The sequence below is a fragment of the Pseudomonas sp. 01L34 genome (assembly GCF_056400265.1).
In genome coordinates, this window is the sequence record NZ_JBFTSX010000003.1 from 456,209 (window position 1) to 473,762 (window position 17,554).

A 17,554-nucleotide genomic window follows, 5' to 3' on the forward strand; every position below is an offset into this window, starting at 1 on the left:
CGCCAAGCCTGTTCCGACGATAACCATCAGCCCGCTGTGCGTTTACTGCGTTACTCTTTTTTCGGCTGCTATTTATTACAGGCCCAGGTTCATGCCCGAATACGTCAATTGGCTTCGTCACGCTTCGCCTTACATCAACGCCCACCGCGATTGCACCTTCGTCGTCATGCTGCCCGGCGACGGTGTGGAGCACCCGAACTTCGGCAATATCGTCCACGACCTGGTGCTGCTGCACAGCCTGGGCGTGCGACTGGTGCTGGTTCACGGTTCGCGTCCGCAAATTGAAACCCGCCTCGCTGCTCGCGGCCTGACCCCGCACTACCACCACGGCATGCGCATCACCGATGCGGCGACGCTGGAGTGCGTGATCGATGCGGTCGGCCAACTGCGCATTGCCATCGAAGCGCGGTTGTCCATGGACATGGCCTCGTCGCCGATGCAGGGCTCGCGCCTGCGGGTGGCCAGCGGCAATCTGGTCACTGCGCGGCCGATCGGCGTGCTCGAAGGTGTCGATTATCACCACACCGGCGAAGTGCGCCGGGTCGACCGCAAGGGCATCAATCGCCTGCTGGACGAACGCTCCATCGTGCTGTTGTCGCCGTTGGGTTACTCGCCGACCGGCGAAATCTTCAACCTCGCCTGCGAAGACGTCGCGACCCGCGCGGCCATCGACCTGGGCGCAGACAAGTTGCTGCTGTTCGGCGCCGAGCTCGGTCTGCTGGATGAACAGGGTCGTCTGGTTCGCGAGTTGCGTCCGCAACAAGTGCCGGCACACCTGCAACGCCTGGGCAGCAACTATCAGGCCGAGCTGCTGGATGCGGCCGCTGAGGCATGTCGGGGCGGTGTGGCGCGCAGTCATATCGTCAGCTACGCCGAAGACGGCGCGCTGCTGACCGAACTGTTCACCCGTGACGGTGGCGGTACGCTGGTGGCCCAGGAGCAATTCGAGGTGGTGCGCGAGGCGGCCATCGAGGACGTCGGCGGTTTGCTGGACTTGATCAGCCCGCTGGAAGAGCAGGGCATTCTGGTACGCCGTTCCCGCGAGGTGCTGGAGCGTGAGATCGAGCAGTTCAGTGTGGTCGAGCGTGAAGGCATGATTATCGCCTGCGCGGCGCTGTATCAGATTGCCGATTCGGATGCGGGGGAGCTGGCGTGCCTGGCGGTGAACCCGGAATACCGCCATGGTGGTCGCGGTGATGAATTGCTGGAGCGCATCGAAACCCGCGCCCGGGCTCAGGGCCTGAAAACCCTGTTCGTGCTCACCACCCGGACCGCCCACTGGTTCCGTGAGCGAGGTTTCGTGCCGAGCAGCGTCGATCGCCTGCCGTCGGCGCGGGCGTCGCTGTACAACTATCAGCGTAATTCGAAGATCTTCGAAAAAGCCCTCTGACTGAGTGGCTGTGATCGTTCCCACGCTCCGCGTGGGAATGCAACCCGGGACGCTCCGCGTTCCATCGAGAGCCGAACGCAGAGCGTCCGAAGAGGCATTCCCACGCAGAGCGTGGGAACGATCATCACTCAGTGACGTATTTGGCGCTGACATACGGCGAATAATCCGGCAGCACCGTTTCTACCCTCCCTTGCTCCCGCAAGAACTTCGCCATCTCTCCAATCGTCTTCGTCGTGCCGCCAACGCACCGCGGTCTGCTGCGCGGCGCTGACCACTTACGAACCGCGATTGAAACGACGCCAATCGACTTTATGGCCTATGGTTTCTCGAATCGCCGTCGGCTCGAAGGCCTGCGGTGGGGGGGGGACGCCGGTTTGATAGCCGAACGCGAGCGTCGTCGCCTGAGTGGAAAGAGAAAATATTAGCGATACACAAACTGTAACAAATTGACTAGATAGTGCGCGTTTAGCCATGATGGCGTCGCCTTTTCGATAGGGATTGACGCGTACGGGATGTGCCAAAGCCAATGGGAATAAAAAAAAGGCTGGTAAATACCCTTTAGGAATTAGCTTTTGGGCCAATGCCGTTATATCCGGTTCGATGAGCCGCCGGCAGGGACTCAATATTCGACGTTAGACCTTGGTCGTAGACATACATGGTTACGATTGACTTGGCAGTCACGGTCTGGCGCTAATCGCGCATCTGTGGATCCAGGGCTCTCGACCCAAGACCAAAGAACACAAAAATTAGAAAACGAGAGGAGCGAAACATGAATAAGTCCACCTTAGCCCTGGCTGTGGCCGTGGGGGTTTTGGCGCAGCAGGCAGGCGCAGCGGGTTTCCTGGAAGATAGCAAGGCTTCCGTCAGTTCCCGGACCATGTATTACGACGCCGATGTCCGTGAAGGCGACAATAGAGCTGCAAACCGTCAGCGAGAAACCGCTGAGGGTCTCAAGTTCGATTACCTGTCCGGGTTCACCCAGGGTACCGTTGGTTTCGGTATCGACGCCCAGGCACTGGTCGGCATCCATCTGGATGGCGGCAGGGGACATCACCCGCTCGGTAACAGCAACTCCTTCTTCCCGAGCGACGGCGACAGGTCCGCCGACGAGTGGAGTCGTCTGGATGGCAACGTCAAGGCGCGCTTCTCGAAGACCGAGGCCCACTTGGGTGGCGCTTTGGCACCTAACTTGCCGATCCTGATCGCGAACGACAGCCGTGTGCTGCCGCAGACCTTTGATGGTGGCACCATCACCTCGAAGGAAATTGACAATGTGACCTTCAACTTGGGTCAACTGGAGCACGCGTCGGGTCGCGCCTCCTCCAACAGAACTGGCCTGGCAGTGGCTGGCGGTACTCAGGACAGCAACCAGTTCCGTTACGCCGGTGCTGACTGGAAAGTCACCAAAGACCTCACGCTGCAGTACTACTACGCGAACCTGGAAGACTACTACAAGCAGAACTTCCTCGGCCTGGTGCACGTCTACCCGATCGCCCCGAACCAGTCGTTCAAGACTGATATTCGTTATTTCGACAGCAGCTCCGATGGCAAGAACGGCGACGTCGGCTACCGCTTCAACAACAACAATGGCTACGCCAAGAATCCAGGCGAGGTCGATAACAAGACCTGGAGCGCGACGTTCACCTACACCCTGGGTGGCAGCGCGTTCCTGCTTGGTCATCAGCGTGTCAGCGATGACGGCGGCTTTGTCTTCTTGAACCAGGGCAGCCTGATCGATAGCAAAGGTCGTCAAGAAGGTGCCGGTGGCGCCAGCTTCTATTCGTTCACCGACGCCACCGTGGGCAGCTTCATCCGTGCCGGTGAAAACACCACGTACGGTCAGTACTCCTATGACTTCGCCTCACTGGGCGTGCCAGGTTTGAAAGCTTCGATTGCTTACCTCGATGGCCGAGACATCAAGGCAACCAACGGCGTGGGTAAAGACCTGAATGAGCACGAGACCGACGCGCGTGTGGACTACGTGATTCAAACGGGCCCACTCAAAGGGTTTGGCACGACTCTGCGTCACGGTACTTACAGCGGTAATACCAGCACCGCTGACCAAGACCAGACCCGTCTGATCTTCAACTACACCTACAGCTTCCTGTAATAACCCTCAAAAAAAAGCCTCGCCTGTTGGCGAGGTTTTTTTTGGTGTGTTTTTTTATATTCCAAAAAAATAGCTTAAGTTGATTATTTATTCTTTTTTGTTTTTTACCCAAGTCTATAAAATGAATCCATCAGGTACTCATTGGCAGCGACACGAGTATCGGATTCAGCACCCCCCGATTTTGAAGATCAAGGAATTGGTTCATGAGCCGATACCTTATGTCCCGGCATGGATATATATGCCTAAATGGCATTAAAAAATACTGCAATAAATCTTTTGGTTTGTCATGTCGGCAAAAACAAGGGGGCTGACCACCCGGCGCTCATTGCGCATCTTTGGATCCGGGCACTCGACCAGGACCAGGAACCCAGAATTAGAAATGAGAGGAGCGAAACAATGAACAAGTCCACCTTGGCCCTGGCTGTGGCCGTAGGGGTTTTGGCGCAGCAGGCAGGCGCCGCCGGTTTCATCGAAGACAGCAAGGCTACATTGGGGCTGCGTAACTTCTACATCAACACCGATAACCGCGATTCCGACGCGGGTACCGCCAAGGTCAAGGCCAACGGCGTTCAAAGCAAGAACGAAGAATGGGGCCAAGGTTTCGATCTGCGCTTCACTTCCGGCTACACCCAAGGCACTGTCGGCTTCGGTATCGATGCCATCGGCCTGTTGGGCGTGCGTCTGGACACCGGTGGCGGTACTAACGGCGCCACTTCGACTTCTTACGGCGGCACTGTTTTCCCAAGTGAGTCCAACGGCAAAGCGGTTGATAACTTCTCCAGCCTGGGCCTGACTGCCAAAGCCAAGATTTCCCAAACCGAATTGAAGTTGGGTACCCTGCAGCCAAAACTGCCGGTGATCGTGACCAACGACGGTCGTCTGCTGCCGCAAACCTTCCAGGGCGGTCAGATCACCTCGAACGAAATCAAAGACCTGACACTGGTCGGCGGTCAGATCGAGCACGCCAAGGGGCGTAACTCCAGCAACAACGAAGAGTTGTCGATCGCTGGTGCCAACGCTCACACTGCTGCCGGTCGTGACAGCAACAAGTTCATCTATGGCGGTGGCGACTACAAAATCACCAAGGACCTGACCGCCCAGTACTACTACGGCAACCTGGAAGATTTCTACAAGCAGCACTTCCTGGGTCTGGTTCACAACTGGTCGATTGGTCCAGGTGTACTGAAGTCTGACTTCCGTTACTTCAACAGCCGTAACGATGGCGCCAACGGCCATGACTCTGCCTATTTCACTACAGGTGACTACGGAACCGGCATTACCAAAGGTAAAGTCGACAATAACCTGTATAGCGGTCTTTTCCTGTACTCGGTTGCCGGTCACACCTTCGGCGGCGGTTACCAGGTCAGCAATGGTAATAGCGACTTCCCTTGGCTGAACCAGGGTGATGGCTCGTCGGCTTACCTGACTACCGACAGCCAGATCGCCAAGTTTGCCCGTGCTGGCGAACGTACCTGGCAAGCTCGCTACGCGTTCGATTTTGCCAAAGTCGGCGTCCCAGGCCTGACTGCGGGCATGGTTTATCTGCGTGGCGATAACATCGACACAACCGGTAAAGTGGGGGCAGCTCAGACTAGCGTCAACGCAACTGGCCGTTCCGAGTGGGAACGCGACCTGACCCTGGCGTACGTAGTACAAGAAGGCCCGTTGAAAAACCTGGGCCTCACCTGGAAAAACGCTATGTGGCGCAACGACATCCCAGGTCAGCGCGACCAGGACGAAAACCGTCTGATCGTCAGCTACTCGATCCCGCTGTTGTAATAGCGCTCGCATAACCGACGAAAAAAAGCCCCGCCCGGCATCACGCCGGGCGGGGCTTTTGTGTTTTCAAGGCGGGCTCACCCCCGTAAACCCTCCTTGAAGTTCCCTTTTTGCAACAACTCAAGGCCTTCTCGAACCTTGGGATCGATGTTCGTCTCGATGGCGGATCAGGTCCAGTGAACAGATCTTTAATATTTCTTTATGATCTAAATAAATTGATATTTATTCTTTTTAATTAAGTTGGAACGCAGGCACAGTTGAGCTCAACAAGCACTCACCAGGAGCAGCACCATGAGCCTCAGACTTGGCGATATCGCCCCCGATTTCGAACAGGATTCCAGCGCCGGCACCCTCCGTTTCCACGAATGGCTGGGCGATAGCTGGGGCGTGCTGTTTTCCCATCCGGCAGACTTTACGCCGGTGTGCACCACCGAGCTGGGCTTCACCGCCAGGCTCAAGGATGAATTCGCCCAGCGCGGCGTCAAAGCCATTGCCCTGTCCGTGGACCCGGTGGATTCGCATCACAAGTGGATCGAGGACATCAACGAAACCCAGAACGCCATCGTCAATTTCCCGATCCTCGCCGATGCGGACCGCAAAGTGTCCGACCTGTACGACCTGATCCATCCGAATGCCAACGACACCTTGACCGTGCGCTCGTTGTTCGTGATCGATCCGAACAAGAAGATCCGGCTGACCATCACTTACCCGGCGAGTACCGGCCGTAACTTCAATGAGATTCTGCGGGTAATCGATTCGCTGCAGCTCACCGACAACTACAAGGTGGCCACACCGGCCAATTGGCAGGACGGTGATGAGGTGGTGATCGTGCCGTCGCTCAAGGACGAAGATGAAATCCAGCGACGTTTTCCCAAGGGTTATCGCGCGGTGAAACCGTACCTGCGCCTGACGCCGCAGCCGAATCGTTAACGTCAAAAGATCGCTCCCACGCAGAGCGTGGGAACGATCATGTCTACCAAGGCAGGGGATTTTCAGGCCGTTTCGACGGCCTGTTTTTTTGTCCGGAAAAAGACAAACAGCATATTCACTTAAGATATAACCAAATGAATAAATATGATTTATGGATATATAAATCACCTGTTAAGGTCATTCCATCGACGCGAGATCGCAAGCTGCGAATCGCCAACACCGCTCAAGGAATTGTCTGAATGCTGGTCGTCTCACTCGGTGGCAGCCCCAGCCCACGCTCCCGTTCCGGGGTGTTGCTGGAGCGCTCCAAACGCTGGTTGCAAGAGCAAGGTGTGGAAGTGGTGAGTTACCAGGTACGGGACTTCCCGGCTGAAGATTTACTGCATGCCCGCTTTGACAGCCCGAAGGTGATCGATCTGTTGCAACAGATTGATAACGCCGACGGCCTGCTCATCGCCACACCGGTTTACAAAGCGTCGTTCTCCGGCGCGTTGAAAACCGTACTGGATTTGCTGCCCGAACGCGCCCTGGCCCACAAAGTGGTTCTGCCAATGGCGACCGGCGGTAGCATCGCCCATATGCTGGCGGTGGATTACGCGCTCAAGCCAGTGCTGTCGGCGTTGAAGGCCCAGGAAATGCTCCACGGGATTTTCGCCGTAGACAGTCAGATCGCTTACGGCGAAGGCAGCGCCCAGGCGCAGTTGGCTCCCGAGCTTGCACAACGACTGAATGAATCGCTGGAGCTGTTCTACAGCGCCATGGCTCGCCGGCCCAAGCCGCTCGATCCGAACCTGTTGAACGAACGTTTGTTGAGTGCTCGCTGGAGCATTTAAGCCAGCCCTCAAGCAACATCTGAATTTGAAGTACTCACCTTACTGGCCCGCCAACGGGCAAGCAGGTGCAGCCAAAACCCAACTGCAAAAAGGAGAGCGCCATGCGCCCTGTCATTTTGCGTCGTGGTCTGGTCGCTCTGTTTGCTGCGGCTGTGTCCTTCGGCGTCATTACTCAAGCCCAAGCCGAGACTTTGCGAATCGGCTATCAGAAATACGGCACCCTGGTGCTGCTCAAAGCCAAAGGCACTTTGGAAAAACGCCTCGCCGCCCAAGGTGTGGACGTGCAATGGACGGAGTTCCCCGGCGGCCCGCAACTGCTTGAAGGCCTGAACGTCGGCTCCATCGACTTCGGCGTCACCGGCGAAACGCCTCCGGTTTTCGCTCAGGCCGCGGGCGCCGATCTGCTCTACGTCGCTTATGAACCGCCAGCGCCCCACAGCGAAGCGATCCTGGTGCCGAAGGGCTCGCCGATCAAATCGGTGCAGGAACTCAAGGGCAAGAAAGTCGTGCTCAACAAAGGCTCGAACGTGCACTACCTGCTGGTGCGTGCGCTGGAAGACGCCGGCCTCAAATACACCGATATCCAGACCGTGTTCCTGCCGCCCGCCGATGCCCGCGCCGCATTCGAGCGCGGCAGCGTCGATGCCTGGGTGATCTGGGACCCGTACCAGGCTGCCGCCGAACAGCAACTGCAAGCGCGCACCTTGCGCGATGGCAAAGGCATCGTCGACAACCATCAGTTCTATCTGGCGACCAAGCCTTATGCGCAGAAAAATCCTGAAGTGATCAAAACCCTGGTGGAAGAAGTGCGCGCGGTCGGTGAATGGTCCCGGGCCAATCCCGAGGACGTAACCCGACAGGTTTCGCCACTGCTCGGCCTGCCGGCGGACATCACCCTGACTTCGGTGAAGCGCCAGGGCTACGGCGCGCTGTTCCTGACCCCTGAGGTGGTCGCCGCCCAACAGAAAATCGCCGACAGCTTCTACCAGCTCAAGCTGATTCCCAAGCCCTTGAGTATCAAGGACGTGATCTGGACGCCACCGGCAGCCGTCGCCAAAGCGCCGTAATTCGATTCCCCAAGGAGACCACTCCATGAGCCTCAATATCTTCTGGTTCCTGCCTACCCACGGCGACGGCCATTACCTTGGTACCGCCGAAGGCGCTCGCGCCGTCGACCACGGTTACTTGCAACAAGTCGCGCAAGCGGCGGATCGTCTGGGTTTCGGCGGGGTGCTGATTCCCACCGGTCGCTCCTGCGAAGATTCGTGGCTGGTGGCCGCCTCGCTGATCCCGGTGACCCAGCGGTTGAAATTCCTCGTCGCCCTGCGCCCCGGGATCATTTCCCCGACGGTGGCGGCGCGTCAGGCCGCGACCCTGGATCGTCTGTCCGGCGGTCGTGCGCTGTTCAACCTGGTCACCGGTGGTGATCCGGAAGAACTGGCCGGCGACGGTCTGTTCCTCAGTCACGAAGAGCGCTATCAGGCCTCGGTGGAATTCACCCGCATCTGGCGCCGGGTACTGGAAGGCGAAACCGTCGATTACGACGGTCAGCACATCAGCGTGAAGGGCGCCAAGTTACTCTATCCGCCGATCCAGCAACCGCGTCCGCCGCTGTATTTCGGCGGCTCTTCGGAAGCGGCGCAGGATCTGGCGGCGGAGCAGGTCGAAATGGTCCTGACCTGGGGTGAGCCACCGGCCGCCGTTGCCGAGAAAATCGCACAGGTTCGCGCCAAAGCCGCGAAGCTCGGACGCACCGTGCGCTTCGGTATTCGCCTGCATGTAATCGTTCGCGAAACCAACGCCGAGGCGTGGCAAGCGGCGGATCGACTGATCTCTCATCTGGACGATGACACCATTGCCCGCGCCCAGGCTTCTCTGGCGCGTTTCGATTCGGTCGGCCAGCAACGCATGGCCGCTTTGCATGGCGGCAGTCGCGACAACCTGGAAGTCAGTCCCAACCTCTGGGCCGGTGTCGGTCTGGTGCGCGGCGGGGCCGGTACGGCGCTGGTCGGCGATGGTCCGACCGTGGCCGCTCGGGTGAAGGAATACGCCGATCTGGGCATCGATACGTTCATCTTCTCCGGTTATCCACACCTGGAAGAATCCTATCGGGTGGCCGAGTTGCTGTTCCCGCACCTGGACATCGAGCGCCCGGAACTGCCGAAAAGCGCCGGTTACGTCAGCCCGTTCGGCGAGATGGTGGCCAACGACATTCTTCCCAAAGCCGCGTCCCAGAGCTGAGGCGTGGCCATGAAGAAAACTATCCACAGCCTCGCACCCTGGGTGTTGCCGATTCTGTTGCTGGCGGTATGGCAGTTGTCGGTGTCGGCGGGCTGGTTGTCGACGCGGATTCTGCCGGCACCGATCGCGGTGATCGAAGCCGGTGTGAGCCTGTTCCGCAGCGGTGAAATCTGGACTCACCTGGCTATCAGCGGCTGGCGCGCGGCACTCGGGTTCGCCATCGGCGGCGGCATTGGCCTGGCGCTGGGCTTTATCACCGGCCTGTCGAAGTGGGGCGAGCGCCTACTCGACAGTTCGGTGCAGATGATCCGCAACATACCGCACCTGGCGCTGATCCCGCTGGTGATCCTGTGGTTCGGCATCGATGAGTCGGCGAAGATTTTCCTGGTGGCGTTGGGCACGTTGTTCCCGATCTACCTCAACACGTACCACGGCATCCGCAACGTCGATCCGGCGCTGGTGGAAATGTCCCGCAGTTATGGCCTGTCCGGTTTCAGCCTGTTCCGTCAGGTGATCCTGCCGGGTGCGCTGCCTTCGATTCTGGTCGGCGTGCGTTTTGCCCTGGGCTTCATGTGGCTGACCCTGATCGTCGCCGAAACCATCTCTGCCAACGCCGGCATCGGTTACCTGGCAATGAATGCCCGGGAGTTCTTGCAGACCGACGTAGTGGTGCTGGCGATTCTTTTGTATGCCGTGCTCGGCAAACTCGCTGATCTCGCGGCCCGTGGACTTGAACGCGTGTGGCTGCGCTGGCATCCGGCCTATCAGGTTGCCAAGGGAGGTGCCGCATGACGGCTCAACAACCTCCACGCCTGCTGCGCGGAATCCCGCTGGCAGTGCGCAAGCTGCAAAAGACCTTCGGTTCGCGGCAAGTGCTGCGTGAAATCGACCTGCACATTCCTGCCGGGCAGTTTGTGGCGGTGGTCGGGCGCAGCGGTTGTGGCAAAAGCACCTTGTTGCGCTTGCTCGCCGGTCTCGACAAACCTACGGCTGGCGAGTTGTTTGCTGGCTCCGCGCCGCTGAGTGATGCCCGGGGAGACACCCGGCTGATGTTTCAGGAAGCGCGGTTGCTGCCGTGGAAGAAGGTCATCGACAACGTCGGGCTCGGGCTCAAGGGCAACTGGCGGCCGCAAGCACTGGAAGCGTTGGAGTCGGTCGGCCTGGCGGATCGCGCCCACGAATGGCCGGCGGCGCTGTCCGGTGGCCAGAAGCAACGCGTAGCCCTGGCCCGCGCGCTGATCCATCAACCGCGCCTGCTGTTGCTCGACGAACCGCTGGGGGCACTGGATGCCCTGACCCGTATTGAAATGCAGCAACTGATTGAACGGCTCTGGCAGAAGCACGGTTTCACCGTGTTGCTGGTGACCCACGACGTCAGTGAGGCGGTGGCGATTGCCGATCGGGTGATTCTGATTGAAGAGGGCGAAGTCGGCCTCGACCTGGCAGTGGAATTGCCGCGCCCTCGGGTTCGCGGCTCCCATCGGCTGGCGGCGCTGGAAACCGAAGTGCTCAACCGCGTGCTGTCGGTACCCGGCCAACCGCCGGAACCGGAACCTGTTTCACCATTGCCCACGCAATTGCGCTGGGCTCAATAACGTAAAAACTCATCCAACGACAGGAATCAACATCATGACTATCAAAGCCATCAACGTTCGTAACCAGTTCAAAGGCTCGATCAAGGAAATCGTGCTCGGCGACGTCCTCTCGGAAATCGACGTGCAGACTGCCTCCGGCATCGTCACTTCGGTGATTACCACTCGTTCGGTGAAAGAGCTGGAACTGGTGGTCGGCAGCGAAGTGATCGCGTTTGTGAAATCCACCGAGGTGTCGATCGCCAAGTTGTAAGTGCGTGCGCCAACAACAACCCCGGAGGGTGTGAGCCCTTCGGGGTTTTTTATGCGTGCAGTGGTAGTGGTGGTGTATTCGAAGGCCGCGATCTTTTAAAGCGCTACGCGCTTGGGCAGGTACGGCGGCAAATACAGCCCGAGGTAGGCATCAAACACCCGCATCCCTTCTTCAGCCATGCGCGGCGTGATCTGCCCATGTTGCTGCACCGAGCGCGCATACACTCGATCTCCCAGCTCCATGGCCAGGGCAAACACATCGACATCTGTCGGCAGCTTTGGCAGCTCGAAGTGATGGTCGAACAGTTTGTGCATCAGGTCGCCGAGTTCGATGTCGTGCTGGCGGTCAGCCTGGGTGACTTCGGTCAGGCCGTGCTGGGCGAGGATGAGTTGGCGGGCAGCGGCGTCTTCGTCGTAGATGTCGAGCATGCGTTGCTCCACCAGTCGCGACAGATCGCGCCAGCCGTTGAGGGCGTGGTGGTCGATGGGCGCTTGCAGGCAAGCACGGAACGCGGCGTGGACGTCGGCGGTCAGGGCTTCGAGCAGGGCCGGCACGCTGGCGAAAAAGTGGTAGACGGAGGAGGGCGGGATCTCTGCGCGTTCAGCGACGCTGTAGATCGACAGACTGGCCACGCCCTCGGCGGCCAGCAGCGTGCGGGCGGCATCGAGTATCGAGTCGATCCGGGCCTGGCTGCGTGCGCGGGGTTTGCGTGGGGTGGCGAGTCGGGTCATTGAAGTCTCCTGCAGGGCAGCAGGCATTGTACGCAGAGCACAGAGATGATCCATACCCCGTGGTGAGGGGGCTTGCCCCCGTTGGAGTGCAGCAGTCCCCAATCCAGCTAACGCGGTATCCCTGATACAACGAGATTGCCCCCGTTGGGCTGCTACGCAGCCCAACGGGGGCAAGCCCCCTCGCCACAATGTTTAGTGGTTGGCCATAAAAAAACGCCGCAGGCGGTAAGGCCGGCGGCGTTGTTTTTACGGCAACCGTTTACACGGTATGCAGGTACCAGTTGTATTCGAGGTCGGAGATGGAGTGTTCGAACTCCTCCAGCTCGCTCTCTTTACAGGCGACGAAGATATCGATGTATTTCGGATCGATGTACTTGGCCATGACTTCGCTGTCGTCCAGCTCGCGCAGTGCATCGCGCAGGTTGTTCGGCAGGCTTTGCTCGTTCTGCTCGTAGCTGTTGCCTTCCACGGGCGCGCCCGGCTCGATCTTGTTGACCAGGCCGTGGTGCACGCCGGCCAGGACCGAGGCCATCAGCAGGTACGGGTTGGCATCGGCGCCAGCCACACGGTGTTCAATGCGCACGGCATCGGAGGAGCCGGTCGGTACGCGAATCGCCACGGTGCGGTTGTCCAGGCCCCAGCACGGCGAGTTCGGCACGTAGAACTGCGCGCCGAAACGACGGTAGGAGTTGACGTTCGGGCAGAGGAAAGCCATCTGCGCCGGCAGGGTCTCGAGCACACCGCCGATCGCGTGACGCAGTGCGGCGTTCTGCTCGGGATCCTCGCTGGCAAAAATGTTTTTGCCATCTTTATCAAGAATCGAGATGTGGACGTGCAGACCATTACCCGCCTGGCCTGGATAAGGCTTGGCCATGAAGGTGGTGTCCATCTCATGGTCGTAGGCGATGTTTTTGATCAGACGCTTGAGCAGCACCGCGTAGTCGCAGGCCTTTATAGGGTCGGCCACGTGGTGCAGGTTCACTTCGAACTGCGCCGGGGCGCTTTCCTTGACGATCGCGTCGGCAGGGATGCCTTGCTCTTTCGCACCTTCCAGAATGTCCTGGAGGCAGTCGACATATTCATCCAGATCGTCGATCAGGTAGACCTGGGTCGAGTGCGGACGTTTGCCGGAGATCGGCGAGCGTGGCGGTTGCGGGCGACCGTTCACGTTTTCCTGGTCGATCAGGTAGAACTCCAGTTCGAACGCGGCGCAGATGGTCAGGCCCATCTCATCGAACTTGGTCACCACTTGACGCAGGACTTCGCGCGGGTCGGCGAAGAAAGGTTCACCTTCGAGTTCGTGCATGGTCATCAGCAGTTGCGCAGTCGGGCGCTTCTGCCAGGGCTCATTGCACAGGGTGTCGGGGATTGGATAGCAGATTCGGTCAGCATCGCCGATGTCCAGGCCCAGGCCGGTGCTTTCCACCGTCGAGCCATTGATATCCAGAGCAAATAGAGAGGCCGGCAGGTTGATGCCTTTCTCGTAAACCTTGTGGAGGCTGGTGCGTTCGATGCGCTTGCCGCGCACCACACCATTCATATCCGCAATCAGAAGGTCAACGTACAGAACCTCAGGATGTTCCTTAAGGAACGCGTTCGCTTCGTTAAGCTGAACGGCACGCGGGGGTACCGACATGATGCAACACCTTTGTTGTTAAAAATATCAATCATTGATCTTTTCAGATTCCAGTCAACCCGAACGGCATGCCGAAGTCAAGCGAGGCCTTTTTTGCCCTAAAAAAGCGCTCGCAAGGCTTTTTTGAGGCACTTTGGGGCGTATTTTTGTCTTCTGACGTCTTGGCTCCCGCGGGCTTGAGCGGGCCGTGTTGTATTTTTTACGGGGGTGTTGTGTAAAAAAATGAACAAGGCTAAGCTCGATTCAAACCCATAACAGCAATAATACCGGGGTGCTTCATGTCTCGCCTGCCGTTAATCGGCGTCACCGCCTGCTCAAAGCAGATCGGTCTGCATGCTTATCACATCAGTGGCGACAAATACGTACGCGCCGTGGCTTCAGCTGCCAAAGGCCTGCCGTTGATTCTTCCATCCCTGGCAGATCGACTGGCGCCGTCCGATATTCTGGACGCTCTGGACGGCATTCTTTTTACAGGCTCTCCTTCTAATATAGAACCGTTTCACTACAACGGCCCGGCCAGCGCGCCGGGTACTGCTCATGATTCTGCACGCGATGCCACCACTCTCCCGCTGATCCGCGCCGCTGTCGAGGCTGGCGTTCCCGTGCTCGGTATCTGCCGCGGCTTCCAGGAAATGAATGTGGCATTCGGTGGCAGCCTGCATCAGAAGGTCCACGAGGCCGGTCCCTTCATGGACCACCGTGAAGACGACAGCCTGCCGCTCGAAGGGCAGTACGCCCCCAGTCACCCGGTGCACGTCCAGCCGGGTGGTGTACTTGCGGGGCTGGGCCTGGCGAGCGACATTCAAGTCAACTCGATTCATGGTCAGGGCGTCGAGCGGCTGGCGCCGGGCCTTCGTGTGGAAGCTGTGGCGCCCGATGGGCTGATCGAAGCGGTCTCTGTGATCGAAGGCAAAGCTTTTGCTTTAGGCGTGCAATGGCATCCCGAATGGCAGGTAAGCTTGAATCCTGACTACCTTGCGATTTTCCAGGCATTTGGCGATGCCTGCCGCAAGCGCGCATTACAACGCGACGCCGATGCGTCAAACAACGCCTGACTTATAAAAGTCAGGAAACTCAAGCCTAAGAGGCATTTATGAGTAACAACCTCGACCAGCTCACCGATTGGTTGAAAGACCACAAGATCACAGAAGTCGAATGCATGATTGGCGACCTGACCGGCATCACCCGGGGCAAGATCTCGCCGACCAATAAGTTCATCGCCGAAAAAGGCATGCGCCTGCCCGAAAGCGTTCTGTTACAGACCGTGACCGGCGACTATGTCGAAGACGACATCTATTACGAGCTGCTCGACCCGGCCGACATCGACATGGTCTGCCGCCCCGACCAGAACGCCGTGTTCCTGGTGCCCTGGGCCATCGAACCCACCGCCATCGTGATCCACGACACCTACGACAAGCAGGGCAACCCGATCGAGCTGTCGCCGCGCAACGTGCTCAAGAAGGTACTGAAACTCTACGCCGACCACGGCTGGCAGCCGATCGTGGCGCCGGAAATGGAGTTCTACCTCACTAAGCGCAGCGATGACCCGGACTACCCGTTGCAACCGCCGATTGGCCGTTCCGGTCGTCCGGAAACCGGTCGCCAGTCGTTCTCCATTGAAGCGGCGAACGAATTCGACCCGTTGTTCGAAGACGTCTACGACTGGTGCGAATTGCAGGAGCTGGACCTCGACACGTTGATCCACGAGGACGGCACTGCGCAGATGGAAATCAACTTCCGTCACGGCGATGCCCTGTCCCTGGCCGACCAGATTCTGGTGTTCAAACGCACCATGCGAGAAGCCGCACTCAAGCACAACGTGGCGGCGACCTTCATGGCCAAGCCCATGACTGGCGAGCCGGGCAGTGCCATGCATTTGCACCAGAGCATCATCGACATCGAGACCGGCAAAAACGTCTTCTCCAATGAAGACGGGACCATGAGCCAGCTGTTCCTCCATCACATCGGCGGTTTGCAGAAATTCATCCCTGAGTTGCTGCCGCTGTTCGCGCCCAACGTCAATTCGTTCCGCCGCTTCCTGCCGGATACCTCGGCACCGGTGAACGTGGAGTGGGGCGAAGAGAACCGCACCGTGGGCCTGCGGGTTCCGGATGCCGGGCCGCAGAACCGTCGGGTGGAAAACCGTCTGCCGGGTGCCGACGCCAACCCTTACCTGGCCATCGCCGCCAGCCTGTTGTGCGGCCTGATCGGGATGCTCGAAGGGCATAACCCGAGTGCCCCGGTGGTGGGGCGTGGTTACGAGCGGCGCAATCTGCGCCTGCCGTTAACCATCGAAGACGCGCTGGATCGTATGGAAAACAGCAAGACCATCGAAAAGTATCTGAGCAAGAAATTCATCACAGGCTACGTCGCGGTCAAGCGGGCCGAGCATGAAAACTTCAAGCGCGTGATCAGTTCGTGGGAGCGGGAGTTCCTGCTCTTCGCCGTCTGATGCGCCGGGAGCGACAAGGGGCGTGATTGCCCTCTGACGTCGCGCCGTCACTGCAATCCAAGGAGAATTCGCATGACCAGCAACAACCCGCAAACCCGTGCATGGCAAACCCTGAGCAATGATCACCACCTGGCCCCGTTCAGCGACTTCAAGCAGCTGAAAGAGAAAGGCCCGCGGATCATCACCAATGCCAAGGGTGTTTACCTCTGGGACAGCGAAGGCAACAAGATCCTCGACGGCATGGCCGGTCTGTGGTGCGTCGCGATCGGCTATGGTCGCGATGAACTGGCCGATGCCGCCGCCAAGCAAATGCGCGAACTGCCTTATTACAACCTGTTCTTCCAGACCGCTCACCCGCCGGTGCTGGAGCTGGCCAAGGTCATCGCTGAAATCGCGCCTGAAGGCATGAATCATGTGTTCTTCACCGGTTCCGGTTCTGAAGGCAACGACACCATGCTGCGGATGGTTCGCCACTACTGGGCGATCAAGGGCCAGCCGAAGAAGAAAGTCATCATCAGTCGCAAGAACGGCTATCACGGCTCCACCGTGGCCGGCGCGAGCCTGGGTGGCATGACGTACATGCACGAACAGGGCGATTTGCCGATCCCGGGCATCGTCCACATCGCCCAACCGTATTGGTTCGGTGAAGGCGGTGACATGACGCCACAAGAGTTCGGTATCTGGGCGGCCAATCAGCTGGAAGAGAAGATTCTGGAAATCGGCGTCGACAACGTCGGTGCCTTTATTGCCGAGCCGATCCAGGGCGCCGGCGGCGTGATCATTCCGCCAGACAGCTACTGGCCGCGCATCAAGGAAATCCTCGCCAAGTACGACATCCTGTTCGTGGCCGACGAGGTGATCTGCGGTTTCGGTCGTACCGGTGAGTGGTTCGGTACCGATTTCTACGACCTCAAGCCCCACATGATGACCATCGCCAAAGGTCTGACGTCCGGCTACATCCCGATGGGTGGCCTGATCGTGCATGACGATGTGGTCGAGGTGCTCAACGAAGGTGGTGATTTCAACCACGGTTTCACCTATTCCGGGCACCCGGTGGCCGCGGCGGTGGCGCTGGAAAACATCCGCATCCTGCGCGATGAGAAAATTGTCGAGCATGTGCGGGCAGAAACGGCACCTTATTTGCAAAAGCGTCTACGGGAACTGAACGATCACCCGTTGGTGGGGGAAGTGCGTGGGGTCGGTCTGTTGGGGGCTATCGAGCTGGTTCAGGACAAGGCCACTCGCAAACGTTACGAAGGCAAGGGCGTCGGCATGATCTGCCGGCAGTTCTGCTTCGACAACGGCCTGATCATGCGCGCCGTTGGCGACACCATGATCATTGCTCCGCCACTGGTGATTACACCGGCTGAAATCGACGAGTTGGTGACCAAGGCGCGCAAGTGCCTGGACCTGACCCTGAGTGCGTTGCAGGGCTAAGTGCTAGGCTCTGAGCGAGGTGCATTGTCTGCACTTCGCTCAGTGCAAACAAAGGATGGGGCTTTCCTTGAAAGCCTGCCTTGGATCTTGCCAGACTAACGGTTGTTCGGATGCCCTGTAACAGGCCGCTGAGCACGTGGTTAAAAAGAAAAACTGGAGCATTACCCATG

16 protein-coding genes are annotated in these 17,554 nt (G+C 58.8%); 13 read left to right on the forward strand and 3 right to left on the reverse strand.

Annotation, left to right across the window (positions count from 1 at the left end; translation table 11 throughout):
* Nucleotides 1-91 precede the first annotated feature (91 nt).
* Nucleotides 92-1,390 carry an amino-acid N-acetyltransferase gene (gene argA / locus AC1DQM_RS10665; protein WP_019580550.1) on the forward strand — a complete coding sequence of 433 codons (1,299 nt, stop codon included), beginning with the start codon at nt 92-94 and terminating at the stop codon, nt 1,388-1,390.
* 275 nt (nt 1,391-1,665) lie between these two features.
* Here argA and AC1DQM_RS10670 read toward each other — a convergent pair whose 3' ends face one another.
* Entirely contained in the window at nt 1,666-1,971 is a 306-nt protein-coding gene (locus AC1DQM_RS10670) for a hypothetical protein (protein WP_477746148.1), read from the reverse strand.
* A 188-nt stretch (nt 1,972-2,159) separates the two neighbouring features.
* Between AC1DQM_RS10670 and AC1DQM_RS10675 the strand changes: the two genes are divergently transcribed.
* The 9 genes from AC1DQM_RS10675 (at nt 2,160) to AC1DQM_RS10715 (ending at nt 11,128) form a co-directional block, all read left to right on the forward strand.
* Entirely contained in the window at nt 2,160-3,500 is a 1,341-nt protein-coding gene (locus AC1DQM_RS10675) for an OprD family outer membrane porin (protein ID WP_477746149.1), read from the forward strand.
* 396 nt (nt 3,501-3,896) lie between these two features.
* Entirely contained in the window at nt 3,897-5,279 is a 1,383-nt protein-coding gene (locus AC1DQM_RS10680) for an OprD family porin (protein ID WP_064621027.1), read from the forward strand.
* Nucleotides 5,280-5,570: 291 nt separating this feature from the next.
* Nucleotides 5,571-6,209 (forward strand): peroxiredoxin, encoded by a 639-nt coding sequence (locus tag AC1DQM_RS10685; RefSeq protein ID WP_018928623.1) that lies wholly within the window; start codon nt 5,571-5,573, stop codon nt 6,207-6,209.
* Nucleotides 6,210-6,448: 239 nt separating this feature from the next.
* On the forward strand, nt 6,449-7,042 hold the full coding sequence (ssuE, locus tag AC1DQM_RS10690; protein WP_018928624.1) for an NADPH-dependent FMN reductase: 594 nt from the start codon (nt 6,449-6,451) through the stop codon (nt 7,040-7,042).
* 101 nt (nt 7,043-7,143) lie between these two features.
* A complete protein-coding gene (locus AC1DQM_RS10695) occupies nt 7,144-8,109 on the forward strand; it encodes a sulfonate ABC transporter substrate-binding protein (protein ID WP_138866471.1) in 966 nt (321 codons plus the stop codon).
* 25 nt (nt 8,110-8,134) lie between these two features.
* A complete protein-coding gene (gene ssuD, locus AC1DQM_RS10700) occupies nt 8,135-9,283 on the forward strand; it encodes an FMNH2-dependent alkanesulfonate monooxygenase (protein WP_018928626.1) in 1,149 nt (382 codons plus the stop codon).
* Nucleotides 9,284-9,292: 9 nt separating this feature from the next.
* Nucleotides 9,293-10,075, forward strand: coding sequence for an aliphatic sulfonate ABC transporter permease SsuC (gene ssuC, locus AC1DQM_RS10705; protein ID WP_428635441.1), 783 nt, complete (start codon nt 9,293-9,295; stop codon nt 10,073-10,075).
* The gene (ssuB, locus tag AC1DQM_RS10710) at nt 10,072-10,878 is read left to right on the forward strand and encodes an aliphatic sulfonates ABC transporter ATP-binding protein (protein ID WP_138866470.1); all 807 of its coding nucleotides are present in this window, start codon (nt 10,072-10,074) and stop codon (nt 10,876-10,878) included. Before ssuC ends, ssuB begins: the two co-directional genes overlap by 4 nt.
* A 34-nt stretch (nt 10,879-10,912) precedes the next feature.
* A complete protein-coding gene (locus tag AC1DQM_RS10715) occupies nt 10,913-11,128 on the forward strand; it encodes a TOBE domain-containing protein (RefSeq protein WP_003229256.1) in 216 nt (71 codons plus the stop codon).
* A 95-nt stretch (nt 11,129-11,223) separates the two neighbouring features.
* Here the strand turns inward: AC1DQM_RS10715 and AC1DQM_RS10720 are convergent, their stop codons facing one another.
* Together AC1DQM_RS10720 and AC1DQM_RS10725 are read right to left on the reverse strand one after the other, a co-directional pair.
* Complete coding sequence (locus tag AC1DQM_RS10720; RefSeq protein WP_064621024.1) at nt 11,224-11,859, reverse strand: TetR/AcrR family transcriptional regulator; 636 nt, start codon at nt 11,857-11,859, stop codon at nt 11,224-11,226.
* Between the two features lie 259 nt (nt 11,860-12,118).
* A complete protein-coding gene (locus tag AC1DQM_RS10725) occupies nt 12,119-13,495 on the reverse strand; it encodes a glutamine synthetase family protein (protein ID WP_018928630.1) in 1,377 nt (458 codons plus the stop codon).
* Nucleotides 13,496-13,773: 278 nt separating this feature from the next.
* Between AC1DQM_RS10725 and AC1DQM_RS10730 the strand changes: the two genes are divergently transcribed.
* The 3 genes from AC1DQM_RS10730 (at nt 13,774) to AC1DQM_RS10740 (ending at nt 17,384) form a co-directional block, all read left to right on the forward strand.
* Complete coding sequence (locus tag AC1DQM_RS10730; protein WP_064621023.1) at nt 13,774-14,550, forward strand: gamma-glutamyl-gamma-aminobutyrate hydrolase family protein; 777 nt, start codon at nt 13,774-13,776, stop codon at nt 14,548-14,550.
* A gap of 38 nt (nt 14,551-14,588) precedes the next feature.
* Nucleotides 14,589-15,947, forward strand: coding sequence for a glutamine synthetase family protein (locus tag AC1DQM_RS10735; protein WP_138866469.1), 1,359 nt, complete (start codon nt 14,589-14,591; stop codon nt 15,945-15,947).
* A gap of 72 nt (nt 15,948-16,019) precedes the next feature.
* Entirely contained in the window at nt 16,020-17,384 is a 1,365-nt protein-coding gene (locus tag AC1DQM_RS10740; protein WP_018928633.1) for an aspartate aminotransferase family protein, read from the forward strand.
* Nucleotides 17,385-17,554 lie beyond the last annotated feature (170 nt).